The organism is Streptomyces sp. NPDC101393, assembly GCF_044767385.1.
Classification (GTDB): domain Bacteria; phylum Actinomycetota; class Actinomycetes; order Streptomycetales; family Streptomycetaceae; genus Streptomyces.
The window spans coordinates 116,000-140,257 of sequence record NZ_JBIWNU010000012.1 but is presented as its reverse complement, the minus strand read 5'-3'; the positions used below and the strand labels follow the sequence as shown (position 1 = coordinate 140,257).

20 protein-coding genes and 1 pseudogene are annotated in these 24,258 nt (G+C 70.9%); 8 read left to right on the top strand and 13 right to left on the bottom strand.

Features of this window, described 5'->3' with window-relative positions; genetic code table 11:
• The first annotated feature begins 161 nt into the window (after positions 1 to 161).
• Positions 162 to 830 (top strand): TRM11 family SAM-dependent methyltransferase, encoded by a 669-nt coding sequence (locus ACIRQ7_RS32790; RefSeq protein WP_404266229.1) that lies wholly within the window; start codon positions 162 to 164, stop codon positions 828 to 830.
• Between the two features lie 49 nt (positions 831 to 879).
• Here the strand turns inward: ACIRQ7_RS32790 and ACIRQ7_RS32785 are convergent.
• Positions 880 to 1,863, bottom strand: a pseudogene (locus ACIRQ7_RS32785) (histidinol-phosphate transaminase); the annotation flags it as partial.
• A gap of 264 nt (positions 1,864 to 2,127) precedes the next feature.
• On the bottom strand, positions 2,128 to 3,027 hold the full coding sequence (locus tag ACIRQ7_RS32780; protein WP_404266228.1) for a helix-turn-helix transcriptional regulator: 900 nt from the start codon (positions 3,025 to 3,027) through the stop codon (positions 2,128 to 2,130).
• 386 nt (positions 3,028 to 3,413) lie between these two features.
• Here ACIRQ7_RS32780 and ACIRQ7_RS32775 point away from each other — a divergent pair, with 386 nt between their 5' ends.
• The 3 genes from ACIRQ7_RS32775 (at position 3,414) to ACIRQ7_RS32765 (ending at position 8,078) form a co-directional block, all read left to right on the top strand.
• On the top strand, positions 3,414 to 5,369 hold the full coding sequence (locus tag ACIRQ7_RS32775; protein ID WP_404266227.1) for an FAD/NAD(P)-binding protein: 1,956 nt from the start codon (positions 3,414 to 3,416) through the stop codon (positions 5,367 to 5,369).
• Entirely contained in the window at positions 5,366 to 6,793 is a 1,428-nt protein-coding gene (pcaB, locus tag ACIRQ7_RS32770; RefSeq protein WP_404266226.1) for a 3-carboxy-cis,cis-muconate cycloisomerase, read from the top strand. Before ACIRQ7_RS32775 ends, pcaB begins: the two co-directional genes overlap by 4 nt.
• A gap of 79 nt (positions 6,794 to 6,872) precedes the next feature.
• Entirely contained in the window at positions 6,873 to 8,078 is a 1,206-nt protein-coding gene (locus ACIRQ7_RS32765) for a 3-deoxy-7-phosphoheptulonate synthase class II (protein WP_404266266.1), read from the top strand.
• A gap of 77 nt (positions 8,079 to 8,155) precedes the next feature.
• On the opposite strand, the gene ACIRQ7_RS32760 is transcribed toward ACIRQ7_RS32765, so the two are convergent.
• From ACIRQ7_RS32760 to ACIRQ7_RS32750, 3 genes are all read right to left on the bottom strand, one after another.
• Positions 8,156 to 8,683: a flavin reductase family protein gene (locus ACIRQ7_RS32760; protein ID WP_404266225.1), complete on the bottom strand. Its 528-nt coding sequence runs from the start codon at positions 8,681 to 8,683 to the stop codon at positions 8,156 to 8,158.
• Entirely contained in the window at positions 8,680 to 9,744 is a 1,065-nt protein-coding gene (locus ACIRQ7_RS32755) for an LLM class flavin-dependent oxidoreductase (RefSeq protein ID WP_404266224.1), read from the bottom strand. Before ACIRQ7_RS32755 ends, ACIRQ7_RS32760 begins: the two co-directional genes overlap by 4 nt.
• Positions 9,745 to 9,831: 87 nt before the next feature.
• Complete coding sequence (locus ACIRQ7_RS32750; RefSeq protein WP_404266223.1) at positions 9,832 to 11,340, bottom strand: MDR family MFS transporter; 1,509 nt, start codon at positions 11,338 to 11,340, stop codon at positions 9,832 to 9,834.
• A 111-nt stretch (positions 11,341 to 11,451) separates the two neighbouring features.
• Here ACIRQ7_RS32750 and ACIRQ7_RS32745 point away from each other — a divergent pair, with 111 nt between their 5' ends.
• Complete coding sequence (locus ACIRQ7_RS32745; protein WP_404266222.1) at positions 11,452 to 11,868, top strand: ArsR/SmtB family transcription factor; 417 nt, start codon at positions 11,452 to 11,454, stop codon at positions 11,866 to 11,868.
• A gap of 14 nt (positions 11,869 to 11,882) precedes the next feature.
• Here the strand turns inward: ACIRQ7_RS32745 and ACIRQ7_RS32740 are convergent, their stop codons facing one another.
• Genes ACIRQ7_RS32740 through ACIRQ7_RS32720 form a run of 5 tightly spaced genes read right to left on the bottom strand, consistent with a single transcriptional unit; the run spans position 11,883 to position 17,767 of the window.
• Positions 11,883 to 12,773, bottom strand: a complete 891-nt coding sequence (locus ACIRQ7_RS32740) for a hypothetical protein (protein WP_404266221.1) — start codon at positions 12,771 to 12,773, stop codon at positions 11,883 to 11,885.
• Between the two features lie 30 nt (positions 12,774 to 12,803).
• On the bottom strand, positions 12,804 to 14,408 hold the full coding sequence (locus ACIRQ7_RS32735) for a thiamine pyrophosphate-dependent enzyme (protein WP_404266220.1): 1,605 nt from the start codon (positions 14,406 to 14,408) through the stop codon (positions 12,804 to 12,806).
• A 16-nt stretch (positions 14,409 to 14,424) separates the two neighbouring features.
• Positions 14,425 to 15,915 carry an aldehyde dehydrogenase family protein gene (locus ACIRQ7_RS32730; protein WP_404266219.1) on the bottom strand — a complete coding sequence of 497 codons (1,491 nt, stop codon included), beginning with the start codon at positions 15,913 to 15,915 and terminating at the stop codon, positions 14,425 to 14,427.
• Positions 15,912 to 17,021, bottom strand: a complete 1,110-nt coding sequence (gene hisC / locus ACIRQ7_RS32725) for a histidinol-phosphate transaminase (protein ID WP_404266218.1) — start codon at positions 17,019 to 17,021, stop codon at positions 15,912 to 15,914. The genes ACIRQ7_RS32730 and hisC overlap by 4 nt, the downstream gene beginning before the upstream one ends.
• Positions 17,022 to 17,059: 38 nt before the next feature.
• Entirely contained in the window at positions 17,060 to 17,767 is a 708-nt protein-coding gene (locus ACIRQ7_RS32720) for a DUF6875 domain-containing protein (protein ID WP_404266217.1), read from the bottom strand.
• 697 nt (positions 17,768 to 18,464) lie between these two features.
• Here ACIRQ7_RS32720 and ACIRQ7_RS32715 point away from each other — a divergent pair.
• From ACIRQ7_RS32715 to ACIRQ7_RS32705, 3 genes are all read left to right on the top strand, one after another.
• Entirely contained in the window at positions 18,465 to 19,349 is an 885-nt protein-coding gene (locus ACIRQ7_RS32715; RefSeq protein WP_404266216.1) for a glycerophosphodiester phosphodiesterase, read from the top strand.
• Positions 19,350 to 19,643: 294 nt separating this feature from the next.
• Positions 19,644 to 20,924 carry an acyltransferase family protein gene (locus ACIRQ7_RS32710; protein WP_404266215.1) on the top strand — a complete coding sequence of 427 codons (1,281 nt, stop codon included), beginning with the start codon at positions 19,644 to 19,646 and terminating at the stop codon, positions 20,922 to 20,924.
• A 146-nt stretch (positions 20,925 to 21,070) separates the two neighbouring features.
• Positions 21,071 to 21,934: an arylamine N-acetyltransferase gene (locus ACIRQ7_RS32705; RefSeq protein ID WP_404266214.1), complete on the top strand. Its 864-nt coding sequence runs from the start codon at positions 21,071 to 21,073 to the stop codon at positions 21,932 to 21,934.
• A 40-nt stretch (positions 21,935 to 21,974) separates the two neighbouring features.
• Here the strand turns inward: ACIRQ7_RS32705 and ACIRQ7_RS32700 are convergent, their stop codons facing one another.
• The 3 genes from ACIRQ7_RS32700 to ACIRQ7_RS32690 are packed head-to-tail and all read right to left on the bottom strand — an operon-like array spanning position 21,975 to position 24,044.
• A complete protein-coding gene (locus ACIRQ7_RS32700) occupies positions 21,975 to 22,385 on the bottom strand; it encodes a RidA family protein (RefSeq protein ID WP_404266265.1) in 411 nt (136 codons plus the stop codon).
• A 41-nt stretch (positions 22,386 to 22,426) separates the two neighbouring features.
• A complete protein-coding gene (locus tag ACIRQ7_RS32695; protein ID WP_401465521.1) occupies positions 22,427 to 23,278 on the bottom strand; it encodes a DeoR/GlpR family DNA-binding transcription regulator in 852 nt (283 codons plus the stop codon).
• 52 nt (positions 23,279 to 23,330) lie between these two features.
• The gene (locus ACIRQ7_RS32690) at positions 23,331 to 24,044 is read right to left on the bottom strand and encodes a spheroidene monooxygenase (protein WP_404266213.1); all 714 of its coding nucleotides are present in this window, start codon (positions 24,042 to 24,044) and stop codon (positions 23,331 to 23,333) included.
• Positions 24,045 to 24,258: the final 214 nt, after the last annotated feature.

The following is a 24,258-nucleotide window of genomic DNA, read 5'->3' as shown; positions in this document are numbered from 1 at the left end:
CGTTTCCGTACCCCGCCGGTCCCCGGCGGCCCCGCCGCGGGCCCGCCTGCGGGCGACGGGTTCCGGTGGCCGCTTTCCGCACCGTTTCCCGAACCGTTTTCCGAACCGTGCCGAGGCGTGCGGGAGCATGCCATGGCCCTGTGAAAGGACGTGTGATCCCCATGGGGGTTTCCAGCTGGCTCGTGCTCGGGGGCGAGGATCCCGAACACGTCGTGGACGGGGCCGCCGGACAGAGCGGCCATGTGGCCCAGCTGCGGCCGCTGATCGAGGAGTTGAGCAAGCCGGGGGACGTGGTCTTCGACCCCTTCGCCGGCTGGGGCACGACCCTGGTGGCCTGCTCCGTCACCGGCCGGCGCGGTATCGGCCTGGAGGTCAGCACGGAGCGCGCCGAGGAGGCCCGGAAGCGGGTGGCCGGCCTTCCGGAGCAGCGGATGCTCTGCGGCGACGCCCGCAAGCCGCCGCTGGACCCGGACTCCGTGGACATGGTCCTGTGCGACCTGCCGTACTTCGGCACCCAGTTGGACACCGAGGCCACCGAGCCGGGCCAGATGTACGCACTGCGGGACTACGACACGTACCTGGAGACTCTCGACGAGGCGTTCGGCGCGATCGCGAAGGTGATGCGCTCGGGCGCCCACGCGGTGATCGCCGTGCAGAACCGCCGCCTGGACGGCACCTTCGTGCCGCTGGCCTGGGACGCAGCCCGGGTGCTGGGGCGTCATCTGACGCTGGGCGACGAGCGGGTGCACCTGTACGACTGGCCGGTGAGCGAGGGCGATCCGATGCACACCAACCGCTCGCACGAGTATCTGCTGATGGCCGTGAAGTGACGGATGCGGTCCGCCCCCGGGGCGCCCGGCCCGCGGGGGCGGACCCGGCTCAGGTGCTGGGAAGACCGCTCAGCACCCGCACCACGATGTCGTTGGCCTCGGGCTCGCCCACCGTCACCCGCGCGCCCTCGCCGCCGAGGGTCCACACGCTCACGCCGGCGTCGGCACACGCGTCGGCGAACGCGGCGGTGCGATCCCCCAACGGGAGCCAGAGGAAGTTCGCCTGGGAGTCCGGGATGCCGAGACCGGTGGCCCGCAGACGGTCCGTCACCCGCTGCCGCTCCGCGGTGAGTTCGGCGACCCTGGCCATCAGCTCGTCCTCCGCCTCCAGCGAGACCACGGCTGCCGTATGGGCCAGGGCGTTCACGCCGAACGGCACGGAGGCCGCGCGGATCCGCGCCGCGACCGGCTCATGGGCCACGGCGTAGCCGACCCGGAGTCCGGCCAGTCCGTAGGCCTTGGAGAAGGTGCGCAGCACCGCCAGCCGCGGGCGGTCGCGGTGGTACGCGATGCCGTCGGGGACCCCGGGCTCGGTCACGAACTCCCGGTAGGCCTCGTCGAGTACGACGAGGACGTCGTCGGGGACGCGCTCCAGGAACCGGTCCAGCGCGGCTGTGGACGTCACTGTGCCCGTGGGGTTGTTGGGGTTGCAGACGATGACGACCTTCGTCCGGTCACTCAGCGCGTCCGCCATCGCGGCGAGATCGTGCCGGTGGTCCCGCAGCGGCACGGGTACGGACACGCCGCCGCACATCTCGGTGAGATGGGGGTAGGCCTCGAACGACGGCCAGGCGTGCACGACTTCACCACCGTCCCGCAGTGCCGCGTGCAGCAGATGGTGCAGCACGCCCACCGAGCCGGCGCCGGTGGCGATGTGCTCGGGCGGTACGTCGTGCCGCGCGGCGATGCTCTCGGTGAGCCGGGTGGCGAATCGGTCGGGGTATCTGTTCACCAGCGCGGCTTCGGAGCTCAGTATCTTCTGCACGGAGGGCAGCGGAGGATACGGATTCTCATTGGCGGAAAGCCGGTAGGCAGGTCTTCGCGAGGTCATGTGGGAGTCTTTCCGGAGCGTATCGATGGGTACGGTAATGCGAGCGAGGCCATGGAGAATCTCCGGCAGCTCGATCCCGGGAAAGCTGATGTGAGGTGCTCGGTGCGCATTTTGGTTTCGCAGCCTAGGAGCTGATTTCTGGTCCCGCAAGGTTTTCTTGCGGAGGGGCCGGCGGGCCGGTGTTCCCGGGAGATTTCCCGTCGGCCGGTTTCCGGGAGGGTTTTGGGGCGGAATCCGGGCTACCGCTCATTCCGATGCGGCGCTGATCCCCATCAGATAGCCGAGCTGCAGCCGGTGCGCCGCGCCGTATTCCTTCTTCAACTGGGCGACGTGGCCCTGGAGGGAACGCAGGCTGAAGCCGAGCCGCCGCGAGATCTCGCGGTCGGAACGCCCTTCGATGAGCAGCTTGCAGATCTCCTTCCGCAGCGCCGGAATGATTTCCGTGGCGGCGTCGGCGGCGCGCACCGGGAGGAAAGGGTGCCGCGCGGCGCGGTCCCAGGCCCTTTCGAAGACGTCCGCCAGGAACTGCACCACGGCCGCTTCGGTGATGACGGCGGCGACGGTGCGCTCCTCGTTGACCGGAATGAATGCGGTCTTCCGGTCCACCACGATCAGCCGGTCGAAGAACTCGGCGAGCGTGCGGATCTCCGCGCCGTATTCGGTGGCCGCCCGGACGTAGGCCTTGGTCGGCTCGTCGAAACGCGTGCTGTGCTGGTAGAGCGTGCGCATCGCCACGCCGGCGGATATGCGGTCCCGCACCGCCGCGAGCGCCTCGTCGAGCACGCCTTCGGGGCGGGGGCCGTCCGGCTGGGCGGTCAGGATTTCTTCTTCTGCTTCGTTCAGTACGTGCTGAATTTCGCGGTTGATCTCTGCGATACCGTGGACGTAGCGGAATCCCCCCTTCTGTTGTGCCAGACCGTCGGCCACGTGGTGCGCGGAGCCGTGCGCGTCGAAATGCTCCGCCTCTGCGGCCAGGACCGCGGAGAGTTTCCCCAGGGTGTGCGCCACGCCGATGAGAGTGGTCTGCCCGGCGACCGGTGGGGGCGGGATACAGCGATCACAGCGGGGTCCGATCCGCTCACTCGCAGCCACATCAGTGAAGTCCGTCTTACTCCATCTTGTAGCCATATGGATCCTTCGTGTCATGGCAGTGCACCTTCCTGAAGTATCCACGATATTTCCAGCCGCGGGCTAGAAGTAGAGAGTTGCTCACGAAGCAGAGGGTCAGCACTTTGTGCCCCTTTTTGCCTGCCGAAGAGGAACTTTGTCTTCCTCTTGCACGGCCGAATCACGCACCTTGGGGGGCTTGGGGCGGGATTGAACCGCCCCTCCTTGGCCGTACCGGCTCACGGGACGGAACGAGAAAGAGGATTCACCATGCAACGGGGGATGGTTGTGGTATCACCGGTGGCGCTCACCACGGCTCGCGAACAGGGCTGCGGATTCATGAAGGCAGCAGGCTTTGACGTTGGCTGGAACAAGCTCTTCGGCGGCATCGCCGGAGCCGCCGTCCCGCCGGTGAGGGTCAGAGCGTGACCGGAGCCTGCGTGGAGACGGCCATCGTCGGGGCGGGCCCCCGCGGGCTCTCGGTACTGGAGCGGCTGTGCGCCCGGGAGCGGAAGTCGCCCTCCTGCCGGCGGCTGACCGTCCACCTCGTCGACCCCGCACCGCCCGGCGCGGGCCGGGTCTGGCGCCGGGACCAGCCCCGGCATCTGCTGATGAACACCGTGGCCTCCCAGGTCAGCGTCTTCACCGACGCCAGTGTGACCATCGGGGGCCCGATCGAGGAGGGGCCGAGCCTGTACGAGTGGTCGCAGGCCCTCGTCCACGGCACGCTGGAGGCCGCGCCCGGCCTCGACCCCGCCGAGGCCCGCGACCTGGGCCCCGACGCGTATCCCACGCGGGCGTTCTACGGCCACTATCTGCACTGGGTGTTCGGCCGGCTGGTGGCCGGCGCGCCCGCCCATATGGAGATACGGGTGCACGCCCGGCGAGCCGTCTCGCTGGACGACGAGAGCGACGGCCACGCCGCGCCCGCGGACGGTGCCGATCCGCCCCAGCTGCTGGTCCTCGACGACGGCACCCGGCTGGGCGGCCTCGCCTCGGTCGTCCTCGCGCAGGGCCATGTGCCCGTCCAACTCACCGGCGGCGAAGCCGCGTTCGCTTCCTTCGCGGCGGAGCGCGACGGGCTGACGTACATCCCGCCGGCCAACCCCGCCGACGTCGACCTCGCCGCTCTCGAAGCCGGCCGGCCGGTGCTGCTGCGCGGGCTCGGGCTCAACTTCTTCGACTACCTGGCGCTGCTGACGCTGGGCCGCGGCGGGAGGTTCGAACGCAGCGGCTCCGGCGCTCTCGTCTACCTCCCCTCCGGTGAGGAGCCGCAGCTGTACGCCGGCTCCCGGCGGGGCGTTCCGCACCATGCGCGCGGCGAGAACGAGAAGGGGGCGCACGGCAGATACCGGCCACGGCTGCTCACCGCCGAGCGCGCCGCCGCACTGCGGAGCCCCACCGGTGAACGGCCTTCCTTCCGCACCGCTCTGTGGCCGCTGATCGCCAAGGAGGTGGAGGCGGTCTACTACGCGGCGCTGCTCACCGCGCGGGGCGCGGACGGGGAGGGCTTCGCCGCCCGCTACCTGGCGGGCGAGGCCGAGCCCGCGGACGCGGACATCGCACCCGCCGACCACTGGGACTGGGCCTGGGCGGAACGCCCGTATACCGGGCGGGACTTCACCGGACCCGAGGACTACCGGGACTGGCTTCTCGGCCACCTGCGGCAGGACGTGCGGCACGCCAGGCAGGGCAATGTCAGCGGACCCGTCAAGGCCGCGCTCGACGTGCTGCGGGACCTGCGCAACGAGATCCGGATCGCGGTGGACCACCAGGGCCTGGACGGCGCGTCCCACCGCGACGAACTGGACCGCTGGTACACCCCGCTCAACGCCTTCCTCTCGATCGGCCCGCCGGCCTCCCGGATCGAGGAGCTGGTCGCGCTGATCGAGGCCGGGACCGTGGTGCCCGTCGGACCCGGGATGGCCGTCTCCGCCGTCGCGGCGGACGACGAGGAGGGCCACGGCGCACGCTTCGTGGCCGCCTCGTCCGTGGTGCCGGGCCCCCCGGTGCACGCGACGGCGCTGATCGAGGCCCGGGTGCCGGAATCCGACCTGCGCCGCACCGCGGACCCGCTGCTGCGGCACCTGGTCACCACCGGCCAGGCCGCCACGTACCGGATCCCGGTGCACGGCGGCAGCGCGTACGAGACCGGCGGCCTGGCGGTGGCGGAGCGCCCCTACCGGCTGGTGGACGCCGAAGGCCGGGCGCACCGCAGGCGATTCGCCTACGGCGTGCCCACCGAGTCCGTTCACTGGGTCACCGCCGCGGGCATCCGCCCCGGGGTGGGCTCGGTGACGCTGGAGGACTCCGACGCCATCGCCGCGGCGGTGCTGTCGGTGCCGCCCGTCGGACCCCGGCGGACGGGGGCGGGCGCATGACCGCACCGCACCGTACGGCCCTGCCCGCCGACTCCGGGATCCTCTCCCCGGTACGTGCCGGCACCCCCGTCGAGGAGGCGACCGGCGACCCGGCCTGGCTCCAGGCGATGCTCGACGCCGAGACCGCGCTGGCCCGAGCCCAGGCACGGCTGGGCACCCTGCCGCGGCAGGCCGCCGCCGTGCTCACCCGGCTCGGCCGGGCGGACCGTTTCGACCTGCGGGCGCTCGCGCTCGCCTCGCGGGAGACCGCCAACCCGGTGGTCGGCCTCGTCGCCGCCTTCAGTGCGGTGGTCGCCGAGGAGGACCCGGCCGCCGCCGAGTACGTGCACCGGGGCTCCACCAGCCAGGACATCTTCGACACCGGCGCCATGCTGGTGGCGGCCCGTGCCCTGGACCTCGTCCTGGCCGATCTGCGGACGACGGCCGAGGAGCTCGGCCGGCTGGCGGCCGCGCACCGCGACACCCCGATGGCCGGACGCACCCTCGCCCTGCACGCCGTGCCCACCACCTTCGGCCTGAAGGCGGCCGGCTGGCGGCAGTTGGTGCTGGAGTCCGCCGAGCGGCTGGCCCGGGTGCGCGCAAGCCTGCCCGTTTCGTTGGGCGGCGCCGCGGGCACGCTCGCCGGCTACCTCCAGTACGCCGCCCTCGACAGCGCGTCCGGCGCCGTCGACCCGGGGGAGTACACGGACGCGCTGGTCACCGCGTACGCGGAGGAGACCGGGCTCGCCCGGCCCGGCCTGCCCTGGCATGCGCTGCGCACCCCGCTCGCCGACCTCGGCGCCGCGCTCGCGCACACCGCGGGGGCGCTCGGCAAGATCGCCGTCGATGTGCAGGTGCTCTCCCGTACGGAGATCGGCGAGGCGGCCGAACCGGCGCCGGCCGGACGCGGCGCCTCGTCCGCGATGCCGCACAAGCGCAATCCCGTACTGGCCACCCTGATCCGCTCGGCGGCGCTCCAGGTGCCGGTGCTGGCAGCCGGCCTGACCCAGTGCCTGACCTCCGAGGACGAGCGGTCCGGCGGAGTGTGGCACGCGGAGTGGGCGCTGCTGCGGGAGGCCCTGCGGCTCACCGGCGGTGCCGCGCACTGCGCGGTCGAGCTGGCGCGGGGGCTGACCGTGCACCCCGAGCGGATGCGGGCCAACCTCGCGCTGACCTCGGGCGCGCTCGTCTCGGAACGTATCGCCGCGACCCTGGCCCCGCGCCTCGGCAAGGCAGCGGCCAAACAGCTGCTCTCCCGGGCCGCGGCGAGCGCCGCCGGGGACGGGCTCCCGCTGCGCGACGTGCTGGCCGAACTGCCGGAACTCCAGGGCGTGTTCACCAAGGAGCAGCTGGATGAGCTGCTCGATCCCACTCGCTACACAGGCGCGGCCGGGGTGCTGGTCGACCGTGCTCTCGACGGACATGGACACCTTCGCCGTGACTGATACCGCTGACCTCACCGCTACCGCTACCGCTGACCGCTCCGCTACCGAACTCACCTCGCACCCCCGCGACCCCGCCGGCCTGCTCGGCGTACCGGTCCGGTTTCCGGGGGAGGCGCCGAACCTGCCGCCCGCCGCGCAGCAGCCCGACTGGCCGGACCGGGCGGCGCTGCACGCGGCAGCCGCCGAACTCGCCTCCCTGCCGGGCCTCGTGGCCGCCGCCGAGAGCGACGCGCTCCGGGACCGGCTGGCCCGGGTGGCGCGCGGCGAGGCCGTCCTGCTCCAGGGCGGCGACTGCGCGGAGAGCCTGGACGGCGCCACCCCCGAGCGGGTCGGCGGCAAATTCGGCCTGCTGGGCCGGATGGCCGCCCAGCTCACCGAGGGGTCCGGGCTGCCCGTGGTCCAACTGGGCCGGATAGCCGGCCAGTACGCCAAACCGCGCTCCAGCCCGCTGGAGACCCTGGACGGCCTCACCCTGCCCGTCTACCGGGGGGACCTGGTCAACGGGTGCGACTTCACCGCACGCGACCGCACCCCCGACCCGTCCCGGCTGATCCGCGCCTACGGGGCCGCGGCCGCCACCCTCGGCATGCTGCGCGAACTGACCGCGCGGCACGGCACGGAGCTGTGGACCAGCCATGAGGCGCTGGTGCTGGAGTACGAGCGAGGGCTGACCCGTACGACCCCGGCCGGCACCTACGACCTCTCGGCCCATCTGGTGTGGATCGGCGAGCGCACCCGCGCACTCGACGGCGGGCACATCGATTTCGCGGCGGGCATCCGCAATCCGGTCGCGGTCAAGCTCGGCCCCACCACCACGCCCGACGAGGCACTGGCGCTGGTCGACCGGCTCGACCCGGAGCGCCGGCCCGGACGGCTCACCTTCATCACCCGGATGGGGGCCGAGGCCGTACGGGACGTGCTGCCCGACCTGGTCGCCAAGGTCACCGCCGACGGGGCCGAGGTGGTCTGGGTGTGCGACCCCATGCACGGCAACACCTTCACCGCACCCAGCGGCCACAAGACCCGCCACTACGACACCGTCATCGACGAGGTGCGGGGCTTCTTCGAGGTGCACCGCGCGCTGGGCACCCACCCGGGCGGCATCCACGCCGAATTGACCGCGGAGGACGTCACCGAGTGCCTCGGGGGCAGCTGCGCGATCTCTCCCGACGAGGTACCGGACCGCTACGAGAGCGCCTGCGACCCGCGGCTGAACGCCTGCCAGGCCCTGGACCTGGCACACGAACTGGCGGATTGCTATGCCCGGCACCTGGACGGGGCGTAAAGCCTCCTGCTGACGGCGAGGGGCGTCGGGGGCCCGTGGACGCACCCCCTCCGCACCGCATCGGCCAAAACGCACCGTCAGCGTCCCGGTTCCAGGGCTGTGTAGCGTCCGTAGCCGCCGCGGTGGAAGAGCAGCGGGCCGCCGTCGCCGCGGACTTCCAGGTGATGGACGCGGGCGATCACCACATCGTGGTCGCCCGCCGTCTGCTCCGAGACGACGGTGCACTCGAGCAGGCCCAGCACGCCGTCGATGACCGGTATGCCGTTCTCGGCAAGGGCCCAGTCAACTCCATTGAATTTGTCCGCACTTGAGGTGGCGAACCGTGCGCTGATCCGGTGCTGGTTCTCGGCGAGGATATGGACGTGGAAGCGTCCGGCCTCGCGGATCCGCGGCCAGCTCGTGCTGTGGTGGCCGACGCAGAACAGCACGAGGGGCGGTTCGAGGGAGACGGAGGTGAAGGAGTTGACGGCGAGGCCGACCGGAGGGCCGCCGCTCGCCGGCAGCGCCGTCAGCACCACGACTCCCGTGGCGAACCGTCCCAGTGCCGTGCGGAATTCCTCCGGACGAAAGGCGGCGTCCGGGGCGGCGGTCGAGATTCCCGTCACGAGTCGGCCATCCGGGGCAGCACGCTGTCCGAGAAGAGTTCCAGGGCTCGGTTGACGAGGGCCGGGTCGAGGTTTCCGGAGTGCGGTACGAGGGCGACCGAGAGATCGTCGCCGAGGGCCGCCACGAGATGGTCGAGCTGCTTGCGTACGGTGTCCGGGCTGCCCGCCAGAATCTTGTTCTGCCGCACGAGATCGTCGAAGCTGGTGCGCCTGACGCTTTCCGCGATCTTCTCGTATCCGGCGTACTGCGTACTGCGCACACGCTGCCAGGCCGAGACCGCCTCCAGCATGTTGCCGCTGGTCTTCCGGTGGTCGAACTCACCGGCCCGACGCGCGGTTTCGTCGTCGTCCGCGAGGAAGAACGGCATGCTGATCTGGATGCGCTCGGCACCGGGGCGGTGGCCCGCCGCGGCCCAGGCGTCGCGGTAGATCCCGAGCATCTCCCGGGTCTTCTCCAGGCTGGACACGGCCAGCGCAGTCTGCAGGTAGTGGCCGTCCCGGCCGGCCTTCTCGTAGGACTCGGGGCTGCTCGCGGCGGCGACATAGAAGGGCGGGAAGGGCTGCTGCGCCGGCCGGGGGAGCAGGCGCACCGGGCCGAAGGTGTGGAATGTTCCGGAGAATGCGGCCGCGTCCTCGGTGAGCAGCAGACGGCAGGCCTGCACGCCCTCGTCGAAGCGTTCGCGGCTCTCCTCCAGGGATATCTCGAAGGCTTCGAATTCGTGCGGTAAGAAGGCCCGGCCGAATCCGGCGTCGACCCGGCCGTGCGAGATGTTGTCCAACATGGCGATCTTCCCCGCCAGTTTGACCGGGTGGGTGAAGGCCGGGATGGTCGCCGCCGTGATCAGCCGGACATTCCGTGTCCGGGCTGCGACTGCCGTGAGAAAGGTGATCGGGTCCGGGCTGTAGCCACCGTAGGCGGAGAAGTAGTGCTCGATCGCCCGGACGTAGGCAAAGCCCAGGTCGTCGGCCTTCTCCGCCACCTGGAAGGCTTCGTCGTAGTACTGGGTCGCGGGTTTGTCGTCCGGGCCCACGGACGGGAAAAAGCTGATGCCGAATTCCATGTGGTGCGTCTCCTCCGTTGGGTGGGCGCCCGGAGCTGGCGCCCGGGGCGTGGCGTCGGTGGGTGGGGGTGCGGGCCGGGGCGGCGGTCAGTGACTGCCGTCGGGGAGCGGGTCCGGCCGGTCCTCGTTCTTCTGCCGGGCCGGGGCCTTCGTGTCGCGGGTCATGGTGACGGCGGCCTCCTTGTCCGGCACGAGCAGGGCGGCGACGGCGCCGGCCAGCGCGATACCGGCAGCCACCAGGAAAGCTATGTGATAGGCCGTCAGGTCGGCGCGCGGGCCGTCGGGCGTGAGCCGGGTGGTGCCGACCGCGGCGAGCACACTCCCCATGACGGCGACGCCGAGCGCCATGCCGAACTGCCGCTGCGCGTTGTAGAGCGCGGACGCGGAGCCCGTGCGGCCCGGGGCGACGGTGGCGAACGCCGCGGTCTGCGCCGGGACGAACAAATGGGCCATCGCGACCCCGAGCACGAACATCACCAGCCACACCAGCCATGGCGCGGTGTCCGCCCGGACCGTCGCCAGCAGCCCGGCGGTCACCGCCACGCCCAGCATTCCGGACGCCATCAGCCGCCTGGGCCCGATGGCCGCGTAGATCCGGCCGACCAGCCACGCACCGGACATGACACCGACCGCTTCCGGGAACGTGTTCAGCCCGGCGGCGACGGCGGAGCGGCCGAACGCCTCCTGGAGCATCAGCGGGAAGACGAAGAGGGTGCCGAGGAACGACACGGAATACAGCAGGGAGGCGATGTTGATGGTGCGGAAGAGGCGGTTGCCGAACAGCCGGAGGTCCAACAGCGGTCGTGCGCAACGTAGTTGCCATACCACCAGCCCGGCGACCAGCACGGCACCGGCGACCGCGGCGACGACGACCGAGGGGGACGACCACCCCTGGGTGGCCCCCGCGCTGACCGCGTACATGACGCCGGCGAAGCCTCCCGCCGACAGCAGTACGCCCGGCAGGTCGAGGCGCCCGGTCGACCGGGGGCCCTCGATCCTGGCGACGAACAGCAGACCGAAGGCGATTGCGAAGAGCCCGACGGGAATGTTGACGAAGAACACCCAGCGCCAGCCCGGCCCGTCGACCAGCAGTCCGCCCAGTACGGGGCCGAGTGCCGGTGCGAGGGTGGTCGGCACGGTCAGCACCCGGGCCGCCCGGATGCGGTCCTTCGGCGGGTAGACATGGAAGAGCATCGTCATCCCGATCGGGGTGAGGATGCCGCCGCCGACGCCCTGGAGCACGCGGAACGCGACGAGTTCGGGGAGGTTCTGCGCCAGCCCGCACAGCACGGAGGCGAGGGTGAAGAGCGCCAGGGCGACCAGGAGGGTCTGCTTGGTGCCGAACCGGTCACCCAGCCAGCCGGACGCCGGAATGACCACCGCCAGGGCCACCAGATAGGCGACGGACACGCTGCTCATGGCGGCGGCGGAGGTGTCGAAACTCCGGGTCATCGAGGCGAGGGCGACATTGACGATCGTGGTGTCGAGAATGGTGACGAACATCGAGGTGATGAACACGACCGAAACGGCCGCCCGCTGTCCGATCACCTGGCGTAAGACCGGCCTCGCCGGGGGTGCCGGCTGGGTATCCTGCATGGAGTCACCGCCTGGGGAAGTATTTCTGATTTCCGGGACGGACGATATCAGATACTTAGACGATCTTCTAACTGTTAGAGGTGTATCGAACTGACGTCCTCAGAGAAAGCCATGCCGGAAAAGGTGCTGACTGCCGGTTCCCTTTCGGACGAACCGCAGACCGCGGATATTCGCCTGGACGAGGTGATCCATGCCTTCGGTGACCCGCTGCGCCGGAAGATCGTGCGGCATCTCGCGGAAGCGGGTGAGGCCGCCTGCGGCGATATCGCACTCCCGGTCACCCGGGCCACCGGTTCGCACCACTACCGCATTCTTCGGCAGGCGGGCTGGACCCGGACCCGGGTAATGGGCCGGGAGCGCTATATCTCGCTGCGGGTACGGGATCTCAATACCCGGTTTCCCGGGTTGCTGGGGGCGCTGCTGCATGCCGATAAGCGCGACATCATGAGTGCTGCCGGGAATGAGGTGAAGGGCGGGACGAAAGGCGCCGTCCGGGGTGAGGTGAAGGACGGCGCCACCGGAGCGTGATCCCGCGCCAGAGGTCATGCCCCGGCCGCTCGGGAGGGTGAGGCGGCCGCGCCGTGGAACCACTGCGCGGTCTCCTGGCGCAGTTCGTCGAGAGAGAGCCGGTCCACCACGGCGAAGGCCTCCTCGATCTCCGCCGGTGTGGGGGTGATCTCCCGGGCGCCCGGGTGGAGGTCGTGCGGCGAGGCCGTCACCGGCAAAATCTCCGCCACCGGCAGGACCACCGCATTCCGGTGGCGCAGCACCCGCTCGTAGACGGCTCCGTACAGCTGCTGCTGATATCCCCCGGTGGCCGCTTCCCGCTCCGGGGAGAGGCCGAAATGAACGGCCATCTCCGCGATCTCCGTCCAGAGCTTGCCGAGCAGTGCGGGGGCGGCGTTCGCCCGCTCGCGCTCGTGCCGGGGCCGCAGCGTCTCCCGCTCGCGGCTCCGCTCGATCTCGCGGCGCACCTCCGCGGTCGGTGCCGGCACGAAGAAGGTGGTGCGGCCGCCGCGCAGCAACGCCTCCGCCTCGTCCGCGCCCTCCCTGGCCAGGTCCGCCAAGCGGTTCCCGATCAGCGGCGCCTCGCCCACCAGAAGGTCGGCGTCGCCCGGGAACTCCCGGTGCCAGCGGGCGACGCGGCCCCGTGCCCAGTGGCCCACCGCCTTACGGATTCCCGGGTGCGTCACCCCGCTCACCTCCGGATAGCGGATGGCGACCGGGCCGACCTCGAATCGTTCACGCACCACGTCCCACTGGAGCAGCTGTACGGACCGTCCTTCCGCTGCCGCGATGAGAAGAAATTGCTGCATCATCAGTGTCTTGCCCATGCCGGGAAGCCCGGAGAAGAAAACGCATTTCTGATCGCGGGCGGCCTTCCGGAAGGCCGTCGCGGTCGGGGAATCCGGCTGGAGGAGTGAAGGGGACACGGTCTGTTCCTGCTCTTTCTCGTGCTTCTGCTAGCGGAACTGGTCGACGCTCGGCATGTCTGACACGGAGACTTCGATGAGGACGGGCCGGCCGCTGTCGATCGCCTTGGGCAGGCAGCCGGCGAGTGCGGCAGGGGAGGTGACCCGGTAGGCCTCCACACCGAAGGATTCGGCCATCATCACGAAATCAGGATTGACGAGTTCGCTGGCGATGACCCGGCCGCCGTATTGGGTGCGCTGCATCTGTTCCACATTGCCGTACTTGTCGTTGTTGAACACCAGGGTCACCAGGCCGATGTTCTGCTGCACGGCGGTGGAGAGTTCGGCGGAGGCGAACATGAATCCGCCGTCGCCGGTGACGGAGACGACCGGGACGTCCGGGCGGGCCACCTTCACCCCCAGGGCGGTCGGAAACCCATATCCCAACGTGCCCATATAGCCGGTGGAGATGAAGGTGCGGGGATGGTACACCGGATACGTGATACGGCTCGCGAAGCCGACCTGGGTCAGTTCGTCAACGAGAATTCCGTCCTCACCCAGTGCCTCCCGGATCACCTTGAGATAGGAAATCTGCGGTTCGAGAACCGCACTCCGGCGCTCCCACTCGCCACGGGCGGCGCGCAATTCCTCCTCGCGCGAGGCGCGGCGGCGGTTGTGGCGTTCGACGCGGTCCAGCAGCAGCGGCAGGACGTCCTGCAGCCGGCCGGTGATCCCGAGGTCGGGACGGTGGTTGCGGGCGAGGGCGGCAGCGTCCACATCAACCCTGATGAGCGTGCGGTCCGGGCTCTGCGGCCACTTCTGGACGGGCACCCTGGCGTGCGTGCCGAGCAGCAGTACGACATCCGCCGCGTCCCACGGTCCGCGCGCCGCCGGCTGGGTGAGGCTGTGGTAGTCGCGGCTGTCCGCGATGCCCCGGCCGTTGCGGTAGCCGACCACCGGCGCTTCCAGCACCGTCGCCAGCCGCCGCACCTCGGGCGCGCTGTCCTGCGCCCCGCCGCCCACGATGACCATGGGCCGCTCGGCCCTGCCCAGGAGTTCGGCCGCCTTCTCCACGGCCTCGGTGTCGACGGGCGCGGGCGCCGGCGGCAGCGACGGGCTGGGCAGGGCCACCTCCGTACGTGTCGCGAGGACATCCATCGGCACCTCCAGGGCGACCGGCCCCGGCCTGCCGGAGTGCAACTGCTGCATGGCGAGGGCCACCTGCCACGGAGCCTGAGCCGGGTCGTCGATCCGTCCCGCCCACTTGGTCAGTGAGCGCAGCAGCCCCAACTGGTCGGGCAGCTCGTGCAGGACGCCCAGCGACCGGCCGATGGCAGGCAGCGGGATCTGCCCGGCGAGCAGCAGCACGGGGGCGTTGAGGGCATAGGCGGTCGCGAGGCCCGCGCCGGCGTTGAGCACGCCGGGTCCGGGGACGACGTTGGCCACGGCCGGTTTCCCGGTGGCCAGTGCCTGCCCCAGGGCCATGTACATCGCGCCCTGCTCATGGCGGGTGTGAATGACGCGGATCGCACCGTCCGCGTCGTAAAGGGCGTTGTAGAGCCAGTCGTTCTGCACTCCGGGCAGGCCGAAGAGGGTGTCGAATCCGTGGGACGACAGGGCGTCCACGACGGCCTGACCGCCGGTGATCCTGGGCACGGGCTGTTCCTGCCTTTCACTCGTCCCCGACGCGCGGGGGCGTCCGGTGCACTGCCTGTGTGGTCCGGAACTCCTCGATGCCGGCCCGGCCGCGCTCGCGGCCGAACCCCGACTCCTTGAAGCCGCCGAACGGCGCATCGGGGTGCGTGGGCGCCCCGTTGACCGACACGCTGCCCACCCGAAGCCCCCTGGCCAGCCGGTATGCGCGTTCCTCATCGCGGGACCAGACGGCGGCCGAGAGGCCGGATCCCAGACCGTCGGCGATCCGTCGCGCCTCGTCCTCGGTGTCGTACGGGATCAGGGACAGCACCGGGCCGAAGATCTCCTCGGTGGCGATGGCGGCGTCCGGTGGGACGTCCGTGAACACCGTGGGGTGGACGAAGGCCCCCGCTTCGAGGCCGCGGACCCTGTCCGGCCCGCCCGTGATCAGCCGGGCGCCCTGCGCGGTGCCGCTGCGGATGTACGCGGCGACCCGGGTGCGCTGGGCCTCCGAGGCGAGGGGGCCGAGGACGGTTCCGGGGTCGGACGGCGGGCCGGGGAGGTAGCGCCGGGCGCAGCCGCTCGCGAGGTCGGCCGCGTCCGGGAGCTGCGCACGGGGAACCAGGAGGCGGGTGAGCGCGGCGCAGGTCTGCCCGGCGTTCTGGAACGCCTTCTGCACGGTGGCCCTCACCGCAGGCTCCAGGTCCGCGTCGGGCAGCAGCACGCTGGGGGATTTGCCGCCCAGCTCCAGCGTGACGCGGGTCAGGGCGGCACCGGCCTCGGCCGCCACCCGCCGGCCGACGGCGGCGGAGCCGGTGAAGGACAGGGCGTCCAGCCGGGGGTGCCCGGCCAGCGCCCGGCCGGTTTCCGGGCCGTCACCCAGGACGACGTTCAGCACGCCCGGGGGCAGACCGGCCCGGTGCGCGACGTCGGCCAGGTGCAGGGCACCGCCCGGCGCCAGCTCGCTGGGTTTGATCACCACGGTGCAGCCGGCGGCGAGCGCGGGGGCGACCTTGGTCGCCACCAGATAGAGGGGGTAGTTCCACGGGGTGAGGCAGCCGACCGTGCCGACCGCCGTGTGGTGCACCACGGTGGCGCCGAGGTCCTCCCGCGCGGACATCCCGCTCAGGATCTCCGCGGTGCGCCGGAAGGTCCGGATGCCCAGCGGCACTTGGAGGCGGCGGCTCTCCCCGAGGGGTGTCCCCATCTCGTGGGTGATGTCCCGGGCCATCCGCTCCGCGCGGGCGTCGAGTCCGTCGGCCAGCCGCAGCAGCAGCCGGCCGCGTTCCCGGGGCGAGGTGGCCGACCAGGACCGCAGTGCCCCCGCGGCGGCTTCCACGGCACGGTCGACGTCGGCGGCCGAGCCCGTGGGAATGCCGCCCCAGCGCGTGCCGTCCGCCGGATTCACCAGCGGCAGGGTCGTCGCGGCGCCGTCCGGCGCGCACCAACGTCCCCCGATGTAGTGCTGCTCGGGGTAGGCGGGCGCGGCGCCGTCCGTCTCCTTGCGGGGGCCGGACGCCGTCGTCACGACGGGGTGCCGGTCGCCATGACCGACCGGAAGGCATCGAGGAACCGCGTGGTCTCCTCAACGGTCCCGACGGTGACCCTGATGCTGTCCGGCTGCCCCCACGACCCCAGAGGGCGCACCAGGACGCCGCGTTCCGCCAGGTCATGTGCCACCGCGGCCGCGTCCCCCACCCGTATCTGGACGAAGTTGGCACTCGCGGGCAGGGGCGCGAAGCCCGCGGCGCCGAGTTCGCCGACCAGCCGCAGCCGGCCCGCTGCCGTGGCCTCGCGCCGGCGCCGGATCTCCGCCGGATCCGCCCGGAGGGTGGCGGTGGCGGCCGCCAGGGCGAACCTGTTCACCTCGAACGGCATCTGGACCTTCGCCAGCTTCCGCGCGATGTCCGCCGGCAGGACGCCGTAGCCCACCCGGAGACCGGCAAGACCGAAGATCTTCGAGAACGTACGGGTCACCGCAACCGGCCGCTCGTCGGAGAAGAACTCGGCGATGGCATCCGGGTAGGCGGGGTCGTCGACGTAGTCGAAGTAGGCCTCGTCAATGACGGTGAGGACATGCGCGGGTACGGCGTCCAGGAACGCGGACAGGGCGGCACGGGGGACGAGACCACCCGTGGGGTTGTTGGGGTTCGCCACATAGACGATCTTCGTGCGGTCCGAGACGGCCGCGAGGAGGGCCGCCGGGTCATAGGCCCCCTCGGCGTCCAGCGGAACGGACACCGGCACCGCGCCCATCTTCCGGGCCTCCAGCCCGTAGGCGCCGAAGGTCGGGGAGCAGAAGAGGACCTCGTCCCCGGGGTCGAGCAGGCACAGCGAAAGATAGTGGAATACCGCGCAACTCCCGGCCGCCGGAAAGACGTTGTCGGCGGGAATTCCGTGGTAGGCGGCGATTTCCCGCTTCAGGCCCGCGAACCCTGATTCCGGATAGCGGTGCCCCTGCGCGGCCTCCTCCTGGATGGCGCGCTGTGCTGCGGCCACCGGCCCGAAGGCCCCTTCGTTCTGCGCGAGCAGGGCCTTCTCCGCGCCGTCGGGGTGGTCCGTTCCCTCGCCGCCACCGCGCCCGGCCTGATACGGGGAAACATCCCCGAGTGCCGTCCTGAACCGCACACCCATACCTGCCTCGTCTCTCCCGGAGGTGTTCCGTACGCCACTCACGCGGCCGTGGCCGCCAATTCGGCGAGATAGGTGCGCACGCGCGCGGGAATATCGGGGGCGAAGGTGTGCAGATACGCTTCCAGGTGCTGCCGGTGGCCGACCAGGAACGGCAGGTCGAACGGGACCATGTAGCGGATGGCCAGGAGCGGTACGGGCGACCGCAGCGGACGGAAATCCTCGTTCCACAATCCCGGCTGGTCGCACCGGGGATGGAACTGGCCGACCATGATGCCCCGTTGGACGAACTCGCCCTTGAGGCGGAGCTGAATCTCGTCCAGGGCGTCGGGGGAGTCCGGATCGACGGCCGGCAGCACGATGAGGAAGGTCAGGAACTGCCGTTCGCGTTCGTCGATCGCGGTGGCCATCTCCTGGTGCCATTCCAGGTACCGGAGCACCGTATCCGCCACGTCGGACGGCTCCGCGCCGACGTCAGGGCAGGAGTACCAGAAGTGGCCCTTGCCCATCGAAGGCTTGGTGTAGGGGCAGACGGGGCCGGAGCGGCCTAACTCCGGATGGCCGGGTATCAGGAATTCACAGCTCCAGTCCGCGACCGCCACCAAGGGGTCGCGGACTTCCTTGGGAAGGCTCTCCTGCTCGGCAAGGATATCCGTGAGCGAATAAAGAGAAAGGTCGTTTCGCGTGATCATGACTCCCCCGTGAGCTCCGAGAACTTCCAGCAGAGAGATGGATAGTTCAACGGTCATCGAACCATGCGCACCATTGAGTAGGCCCGCGATGTGCCATGACATTCCCTGGCAGGGGTGACGGTTGCACACGCCACTTAAGGCGGTCAACAGTGATATGCGGCACAACCTGCGGCCCGCCTGACGCTTCGTCTATTTACCCAGTCATTGCGGTGATTCAGCCGCGGAATGCTTCATTCCGCGCCATCGGGAAAGCGTCTGGCCGCGCGGCCGCTGGACATCGCAAAACCAAACCGGTACGCCCAGAATTCGGAACGCGCGGCCCATCGGGCCGGTGGCGCGGGGGGTGTGTCCCGAATACGGTCCGGCGCTCGCCCCGGCGCACCCTCGCCCCGCGCCGGACCGCCGGCCGCACACCCCGGAATTCCGGCCACCCTCGCTCTCCCCGCACCGTGGCTGATTCCCGTGGCGCGATCCGGCGGACTTGGCTGCCCGCTGGGCGTTCCTTGGCGATCCGTTGGGCCTTTGTTGGGACGGCGGACCGTGCGGAGCCGCTTTCTGCGGATCCGGCCCGGCGCCGGGACATCCCGGAAGGCCGCCCTCGGTTTCCGCTCGGATGGGTGCCTGGCGGGGTGCTCGTGTGGCGGGCGTGGAGGGGTGGGGGCATGTTGAGGGAAAGCCGTATTCCCGGAGGGAAAGGCCTTAGGGGGCAGCTGACGCGGGCGTTCTCGCCCGCGAGTGACCGGGAGGCTCCCGCATGTGGCGGAGATCGAGGCGGGTTGCCGCGGCCGGGGTCGCGTTCCTGATCACGGCGGCGGTGCCATCGGCGGCTGTCGCGTTCGGGGCGGAGGAGCCGGCCGTGGCGGCGGCGGTCGCGGGGCCGGTGCCGGGAGGCGGGCGCCCGTTGCTGATCGCGCACCGCGGCGCCTCCCGTGACGCTCCGGAGAACACGCTCGCCGCCGTGGACGCCGCGCACCGCCGGGGGCTGGCCTGGGTTGAGAACGACGTGCAGCGCACCAAGGACGGCAAGCTGGTCGTGATCCACGACGCCACGCTGAAGCGGACGACGGACGCGGAGCAGCTGTTCCCCGGCCGCGCGCCGTGGCGGGTACGGGATTTCACGGCCGCCGAGATCGCCCGGCTGGATGCCGGTGGCTGGTTCGGGAGGCGTTTCGCGGGGGAGCGGGTGCCGACGCTCGCCACTTATCTGCACCGTTTGGAGCACAACGGGCAGCGCCTGTTGTTGGAGATCAAATCACCCAAGGACCACCCCTACCGCGGAATCGAGAAGCAGGTCATCGGCGAACTCCGCGCACAGAGATGGCTGGATCGCGCGCATGCCGGACGCCGGATCGTTGTCCAAAGCTTCTGCGTGAGCTGTGTAAAAGCTGTGCACGAGCTGGCTCCGCAGCTGCGTACAGGCATTCTCGGGGCGCCTTCCGGGGCCGCGCTGGCCCGCTGTGCGCGATTCGCCGACCAGATCAACCCCCGTCTGTCGGCGGCCGGTTCGCGCTGGGTCGCGGCCGTGCACCGGCTGCGCGGCCCGCACGGCCGGCCGCTGGAGATCTATGCGTGGGATGTGGGAAAGGACACGGGATCGCGGGCGGCATCGCTGCGCGGCATCGAAGGAATCATCGTCTAGAACCGTCGGATTCCGGCCGCTCCCACGAGTTCCGCAGGTGGCGACGGCCGTGCGGGCGGGCCCTGTTGGGCCGTGCGGGTGAAGGAGCTGTGGAGGGCGGACGCGCGGCGTGTGGCGTGCGCCGGGCGGGGATTTACGGGATTCCCGTGGCGAGGCTAAGGTGCCTGAGATGTTCGACGCCGCCACTCTCCCCGTAAAAGAACTAAGACGCAGGACTTGGCTTTTGGGTTCCGATTTGGGGCCCGGTGCGGGCCCGCGTCCAGCTCCTCCCCTGGGTTCGTTCCGGGAGGGCCCTTGACGAACGAATTTCCGGCTTACGGTGAACGGCGGGTTCCGCTGCCGCGGCAGATGCCGACCGACGCCTCGACTCCCGCGAGCACCACGGCGGGCACCGCCACGCTGACCTCGCCGGTCACCGGCGGCGCCCCGCGGACGGGCCCGGGTGTCAGGGACGGCGGCCAGGGAAGAGCGCCCGGCGCCGCGTCCCATGCCAAGCCCAAGGCACACGGCAAGAAGCCGGCCAAGGAGCAGGCCAAGGGCGACGCCAAGGCCAAGCCGCGCGACGCGTTCTTCGACAACGCGAAGTACCTCGCCATCGTGCTGGTGGCGATGGGGCACTCCTGGGAGCCGCTGCGCGACGGCAGCCGGTCGGCCGCTGCCCTCTACATCACCGTCTACGCCTTCCACATGCCGGCGTTCATCATCATCTCCGGCTACTTCTCGCGCAGTTTCGACATGCGCAAGGACCGGCTGCAGCGGCTGATCACCGGCGTCGCGGTGCCGTACATCCTCTTCGAGGTCGCGTACACCCTCTTCAAGCGGGTCGCCGATGACGATCCGGGCTATCCGATCAGCCTCATGGACCCCTGGTACCTGACGTGGTTCCTGGCGGCGCTGTTCGTGTGGCGGCTGACCACCCCGCTGTGGAAGATCGTGCGCTGGCCGGTCCCCCTCGCGCTGGCCATCGCCGTCCTCGCGTCCGTGTCACCGGACATCGGCGACGACCTGGACCTCCAGCGGGTGCTGCAGTTCCTGCCGTTCTTCGTGATCGGCCTGTGCCTGCGCCCGGAGCACTTCAAGCTCGTCCGGCGCCGGCAGGCCCGCATCATCGCCGTACCCGTCTTCGCCACCGCGCTGGTCTTCGCCTACTGGGCGGCGCCGCGGATGAACGCCGCGTGGTTCTACCACCGGGACAGCGCGCAGGAGCTCGCCGCCCCCTGGTGGAGCGGCGCGGTGATGACCCTCGCGATGTTCGGCTGCTCGCTGGTGCTGGTGGCCTGCTTCTTCGCCTGGGTGCCCGGCCGCACGATGTGGTGCACGGCGCTTGGCGCGGGCACGCTGTACGGCTACCTGCTGCACGGCTTCCTCGCCAAGGGCTCCCGCTTCGGGGACTGGTACGACACCCCCTGGATGCACACGCCGTGGGGCGCGGTGCTGCTGACCCTGATCGCCGGTGGCGTGATCACGGTGTTGTGCACACCACCTGTGCAGCGGATGTTCCGCTTCGCGATGGAACCCAAGATGGCCTGGGCGTTCAAGAAGGACGCGGTGGGTACGGCCCGCGGCCGGAGCTGAACGGCCTGCCGCCCGAGGCCTGAGGGAGCGGGCACGAGCAGCGAGCATGCGGACGCCAGGGGCATCCGCCCCACCGGAGGAAACGGTGGGGCGGATGCCCTTGGCCCGTTTTTCCGCTCCTGCCGGAAAGGCAGGAAAATGGCTCCATGCCCGATTCCCCGACCACCCCGCCGACCGCCCCGCCACCTGCGTCCGTATGGGGCGGGGACCGGCTGGACCTCGATGCCTACCTCGCCCGCATCGGCTTCGACGGCGACCGTACGCCGGACCTTGCGACGCTGCGGAAGCTGCACGCCGGGCACGCCGCGTCGATCGGCTTCGAGAACATCGACATCATCCTCGGCCGCCCCATCCTGCTGGACCTGGAAACGCTGCAGGCCAAGCTGGTCCGCGCGCGCCGCGGCGGCTACTGCTACGAACACAACCTGCTCTACGCGGCCGCTCTCGACCGGCTCGGCTTCCACGTCTCCGGCCTCGGCGCCCGGATCCGGCTGGGCGATGACCGGCTGCGCCCCGTCACCCACGCGCTGCTCAAGGTCGAGCTGTCCGACGGTGCCTGGATCACCGACGTCGGCTTCGGCGGCGAGGCACTGCTCGCACCGCTTCCGCTACGGGACGGCGTCGAGGCCCGGCAGGGCGGCTGGACGTTCGGCCTGGCATACGAGAAGGACACCGCGACCTGGGTCCTGCGATCGGCCCACGAGGACGGCTGGTTCGACCTCTACGCCTTCGGTACGGAAGCGCGCTACCCCGTCGACTACGCCGTCTTCAACCACTACACCTCGACCCATGCGCACTCCCCGTTCGTCAGCCGGATGGTCGCGCTGCACCCACGCCCCGACCTGCGCAGCTCGCTGATCGGCCGGGAGCTGACACGGACCCGCCCGGACTGGACGAGCGAGGTTCGCGAGGTGGCTCCGGAGGAGATCCCGGGCCTGCTGGAGGCGGAATTCGGGATCCGCCTCACGCCCGGCGACGCCGAGGCGCTGGTGGCCCACCACCGGGCGTGAGCCCAAGGGGCGGTGCGGCCAGGCCCTGGGCCGACAGGACCTAGCGGACGACGGCGATGCCTTCGAGCTCGACCAGAGCCGTCTCGTCCCACAGACGGGTCGCGCCGATCACGGCCATGGCCGGGTACTCGGCGCCCACCAGCCGCTTCCACACCCGGCCGATGTCCCGGGCGTGGTGGCGGTAGTCGGCGATGTCCACGGCGAAGACGGTGAGCTTGGCGATATCGGCCGCGGCGGCGCCGGAGGCCGCCGCCACCGCCAGGAGGTTGGTCAGCGCCCGCTCGAACTGCTCGACGATGCCGGTACCGACGATCCGGCCCGAGCCGTCGAGAGCGGTCTGCCCGGCGAGGAAGACCAGGGTGCCGGGCGTCGCGCGTACGGCATGGCTGAAGCCGGTCGGCGGCGCCAGATGGGGCGGGTTGATGCGCTCCAGCCGTGCCGCGCCGGCCATGTCACTGCCGCCGCTCGCACCGCTCCCGCCGCTCTCACCGTTCATGACCGCTGGGTCCCCTCCGCCGCCAACTCGTATCGCACACCCAGGGATTGAAGCGCGTCCTGCTCCTCCTGGGGAAGCTGCTCGTCGGAAATGACGAGATCGAAATCGGCCAGCGGCGCCAGTTCGTAGAGCGCCTGACGGCCGAACTTGGAGTGGTCCACCAGCAGCACCTTGCGCCGGGCCGCGGCCATCAACGCCCGCTTGACCAGGACGTTTTCCTGCGCCTGGTGGTAGCAGTGGCCGTTGTCCACCGCGGAGGTGGACAGGAAGGCGACATCGGCGCGGAAGCTGCGGGCGATATCCGCCGTGGACATGCCGAGGAAGGCGTTGAACGCCGCGTGGTACTCGCCGCCCAGCGCGATCACCCGGATATCGGGCTCCTCGGCCAGCTCGTTGATGACCTGGAGGGAGTTGGTGATGACGGTGTACGCGCCGCGCGAGGAGAGGGCGCGGGCCAGCGGCAGCGCCGTACTGGAGTCATCGATGATCACGGCCTGGCCCGGTTCGGCGATGGCCAGCGCGGCCGCGCAGATCGCTTCCTTCGCCGCCACCTGCTCATCGCCGCGCCAGCGCGCGCTGGACTCGAAGAGGGCGTTGGGCGTCGCCGTCGCACCGCCGCGCACCTTCCGCAGCCAGCCCTGGTGCTCCAGGGTGTCCAGGTCCCGGTGCACCGTCATCTGGCTGACGCCGAGTTCCTGGACGAGCTCCTCGATGGTGACCTGTCCCTCGGCCAGCACCCGGTCCGCGATCCGCTTCCGGCGGTCCTTGGGGCTCAGCTTCGTGCCCGACCCGTTCGTGACCGGCGCATCGGTCGCGAACGGTTCCTCGGCCCCTTCGGTGTCGGTCAACGCTGGTCCCTTCCCGGATCGGACATCGGCCGCCCCGCCTGCCGCCGGCCGCCTACCCGGGGAGTTTAGGGGGTGCCCCGCAGGCCGCGGCGGCCGTCGCCACGGGTTCCTGGCCGTCCAGGCTGCCCCGGGCGGCGTACGGGCGGCAGCGCACGAACGCCGCCTCGTGATGGAACGCCTCCGCCCGGTGGTCCTTGACCGCCTCGCGGTGCTCGGGCCGCGCGGAGCCGTAGGCGTACCGGCTCATCGCCGACACGCTCCGCCATATAGAGAAGGTGCCGACGAAGCGCGGTGGTGCGGCCAGCGCGACCGAGGCGACCAGCGCCGGATCCGCGGCGGCCGTGCCGGCGGCCCGGGAGTTGGCGCGCAGGAACGGCACCGCGCGGCGCAGCCGCAGCTTCCCGAGGGTCAGGACGGCGACCGGCTCGGCTTCCTCGTCCATGGCCGCGGCCGGGTCGGTCTCGACCGGCATCGGACTCCAGGAGCCCGAGATCCGGACCGGCCGCAGGCGCACCTGCCAGCCGCCGGCCAGGAGGCCGGCGAAGGGGTCCTCGGCCAGGAAGCGATCGAGGGCGGCGTCATCCTCCCATGCGGCGATCAGCGCCGCCCGCCCCGGGCGCAGCTTGGGCGGGCCGGCGGCGATCGCGCCGGTGAAGGTGGTCGCGGCGTACCGGAGTCCGGGGGTGGCGGCCGGTCGCGGCCGCTCCTTGAGGACGGCGCGCACCGAGCGCACGCCGATGTCGGCGAGATGGACGGAAAGAATCACTTCGGACCCCCGCTTCTGATGCCGCCGGTGCGCGCGCCCAGGCTCATCGGCTCTCTCGCCGCTCACCGGCACGATCGCTCACCCACACCAAGTTACTCATGAGTGTACCGATTGGTACACGACCTAGTATCCTTCATCGAGACCCGCAGTGCGAGCGGAGTGCACAGGCCGAATCCAGCCATACCGATGCGCCGCGGAGAGAAGGAAGCGGGGA

What these genes read in the sequence shown, in the direction of transcription:
- ACIRQ7_RS32715 (WP_404266216.1), top strand. Translation starts at nt 18,465, where the DNA reads ATGTGGCGGAGATCGAGGCGGGTTGCCGCGGCCGGGGTCGCGTTCCTG.
- ACIRQ7_RS32720 (WP_404266217.1), bottom strand. Translation starts at nt 17,767, where the DNA reads ATGACCGTTGAACTATCCATCTCTCTGCTGGAAGTTCTCGGAGCTCAC.
- ACIRQ7_RS32790 (WP_404266229.1), top strand. Translation starts at nt 162, where the DNA reads ATGGGGGTTTCCAGCTGGCTCGTGCTCGGGGGCGAGGATCCCGAACAC.
- ACIRQ7_RS32755 (WP_404266224.1), bottom strand. Translation starts at nt 9,744, where the DNA reads ATGGAATTCGGCATCAGCTTTTTCCCGTCCGTGGGCCCGGACGACAAA.
- ACIRQ7_RS32700 (WP_404266265.1), bottom strand. Translation starts at nt 22,385, where the DNA reads ATGGCCGGCGCGGCACGGCTGGAGCGCATCAACCCGCCCCATCTGGCG.
- ACIRQ7_RS32705 (WP_404266214.1), top strand. Translation starts at nt 21,071, where the DNA reads ATGCCCGATTCCCCGACCACCCCGCCGACCGCCCCGCCACCTGCGTCC.
- ACIRQ7_RS32745 (WP_404266222.1), top strand. Translation starts at nt 11,452, where the DNA reads ATGCCGGAAAAGGTGCTGACTGCCGGTTCCCTTTCGGACGAACCGCAG.
- ACIRQ7_RS32780 (WP_404266228.1), bottom strand. Translation starts at nt 3,027, where the DNA reads ATGACACGAAGGATCCATATGGCTACAAGATGGAGTAAGACGGACTTC.
- pcaB (WP_404266226.1), top strand. Translation starts at nt 5,366, where the DNA reads ATGACCGCACCGCACCGTACGGCCCTGCCCGCCGACTCCGGGATCCTC.
- ACIRQ7_RS32750 (WP_404266223.1), bottom strand. Translation starts at nt 11,340, where the DNA reads ATGCAGGATACCCAGCCGGCACCCCCGGCGAGGCCGGTCTTACGCCAG.
- hisC (WP_404266218.1), bottom strand. Translation starts at nt 17,021, where the DNA reads ATGGGTGTGCGGTTCAGGACGGCACTCGGGGATGTTTCCCCGTATCAG.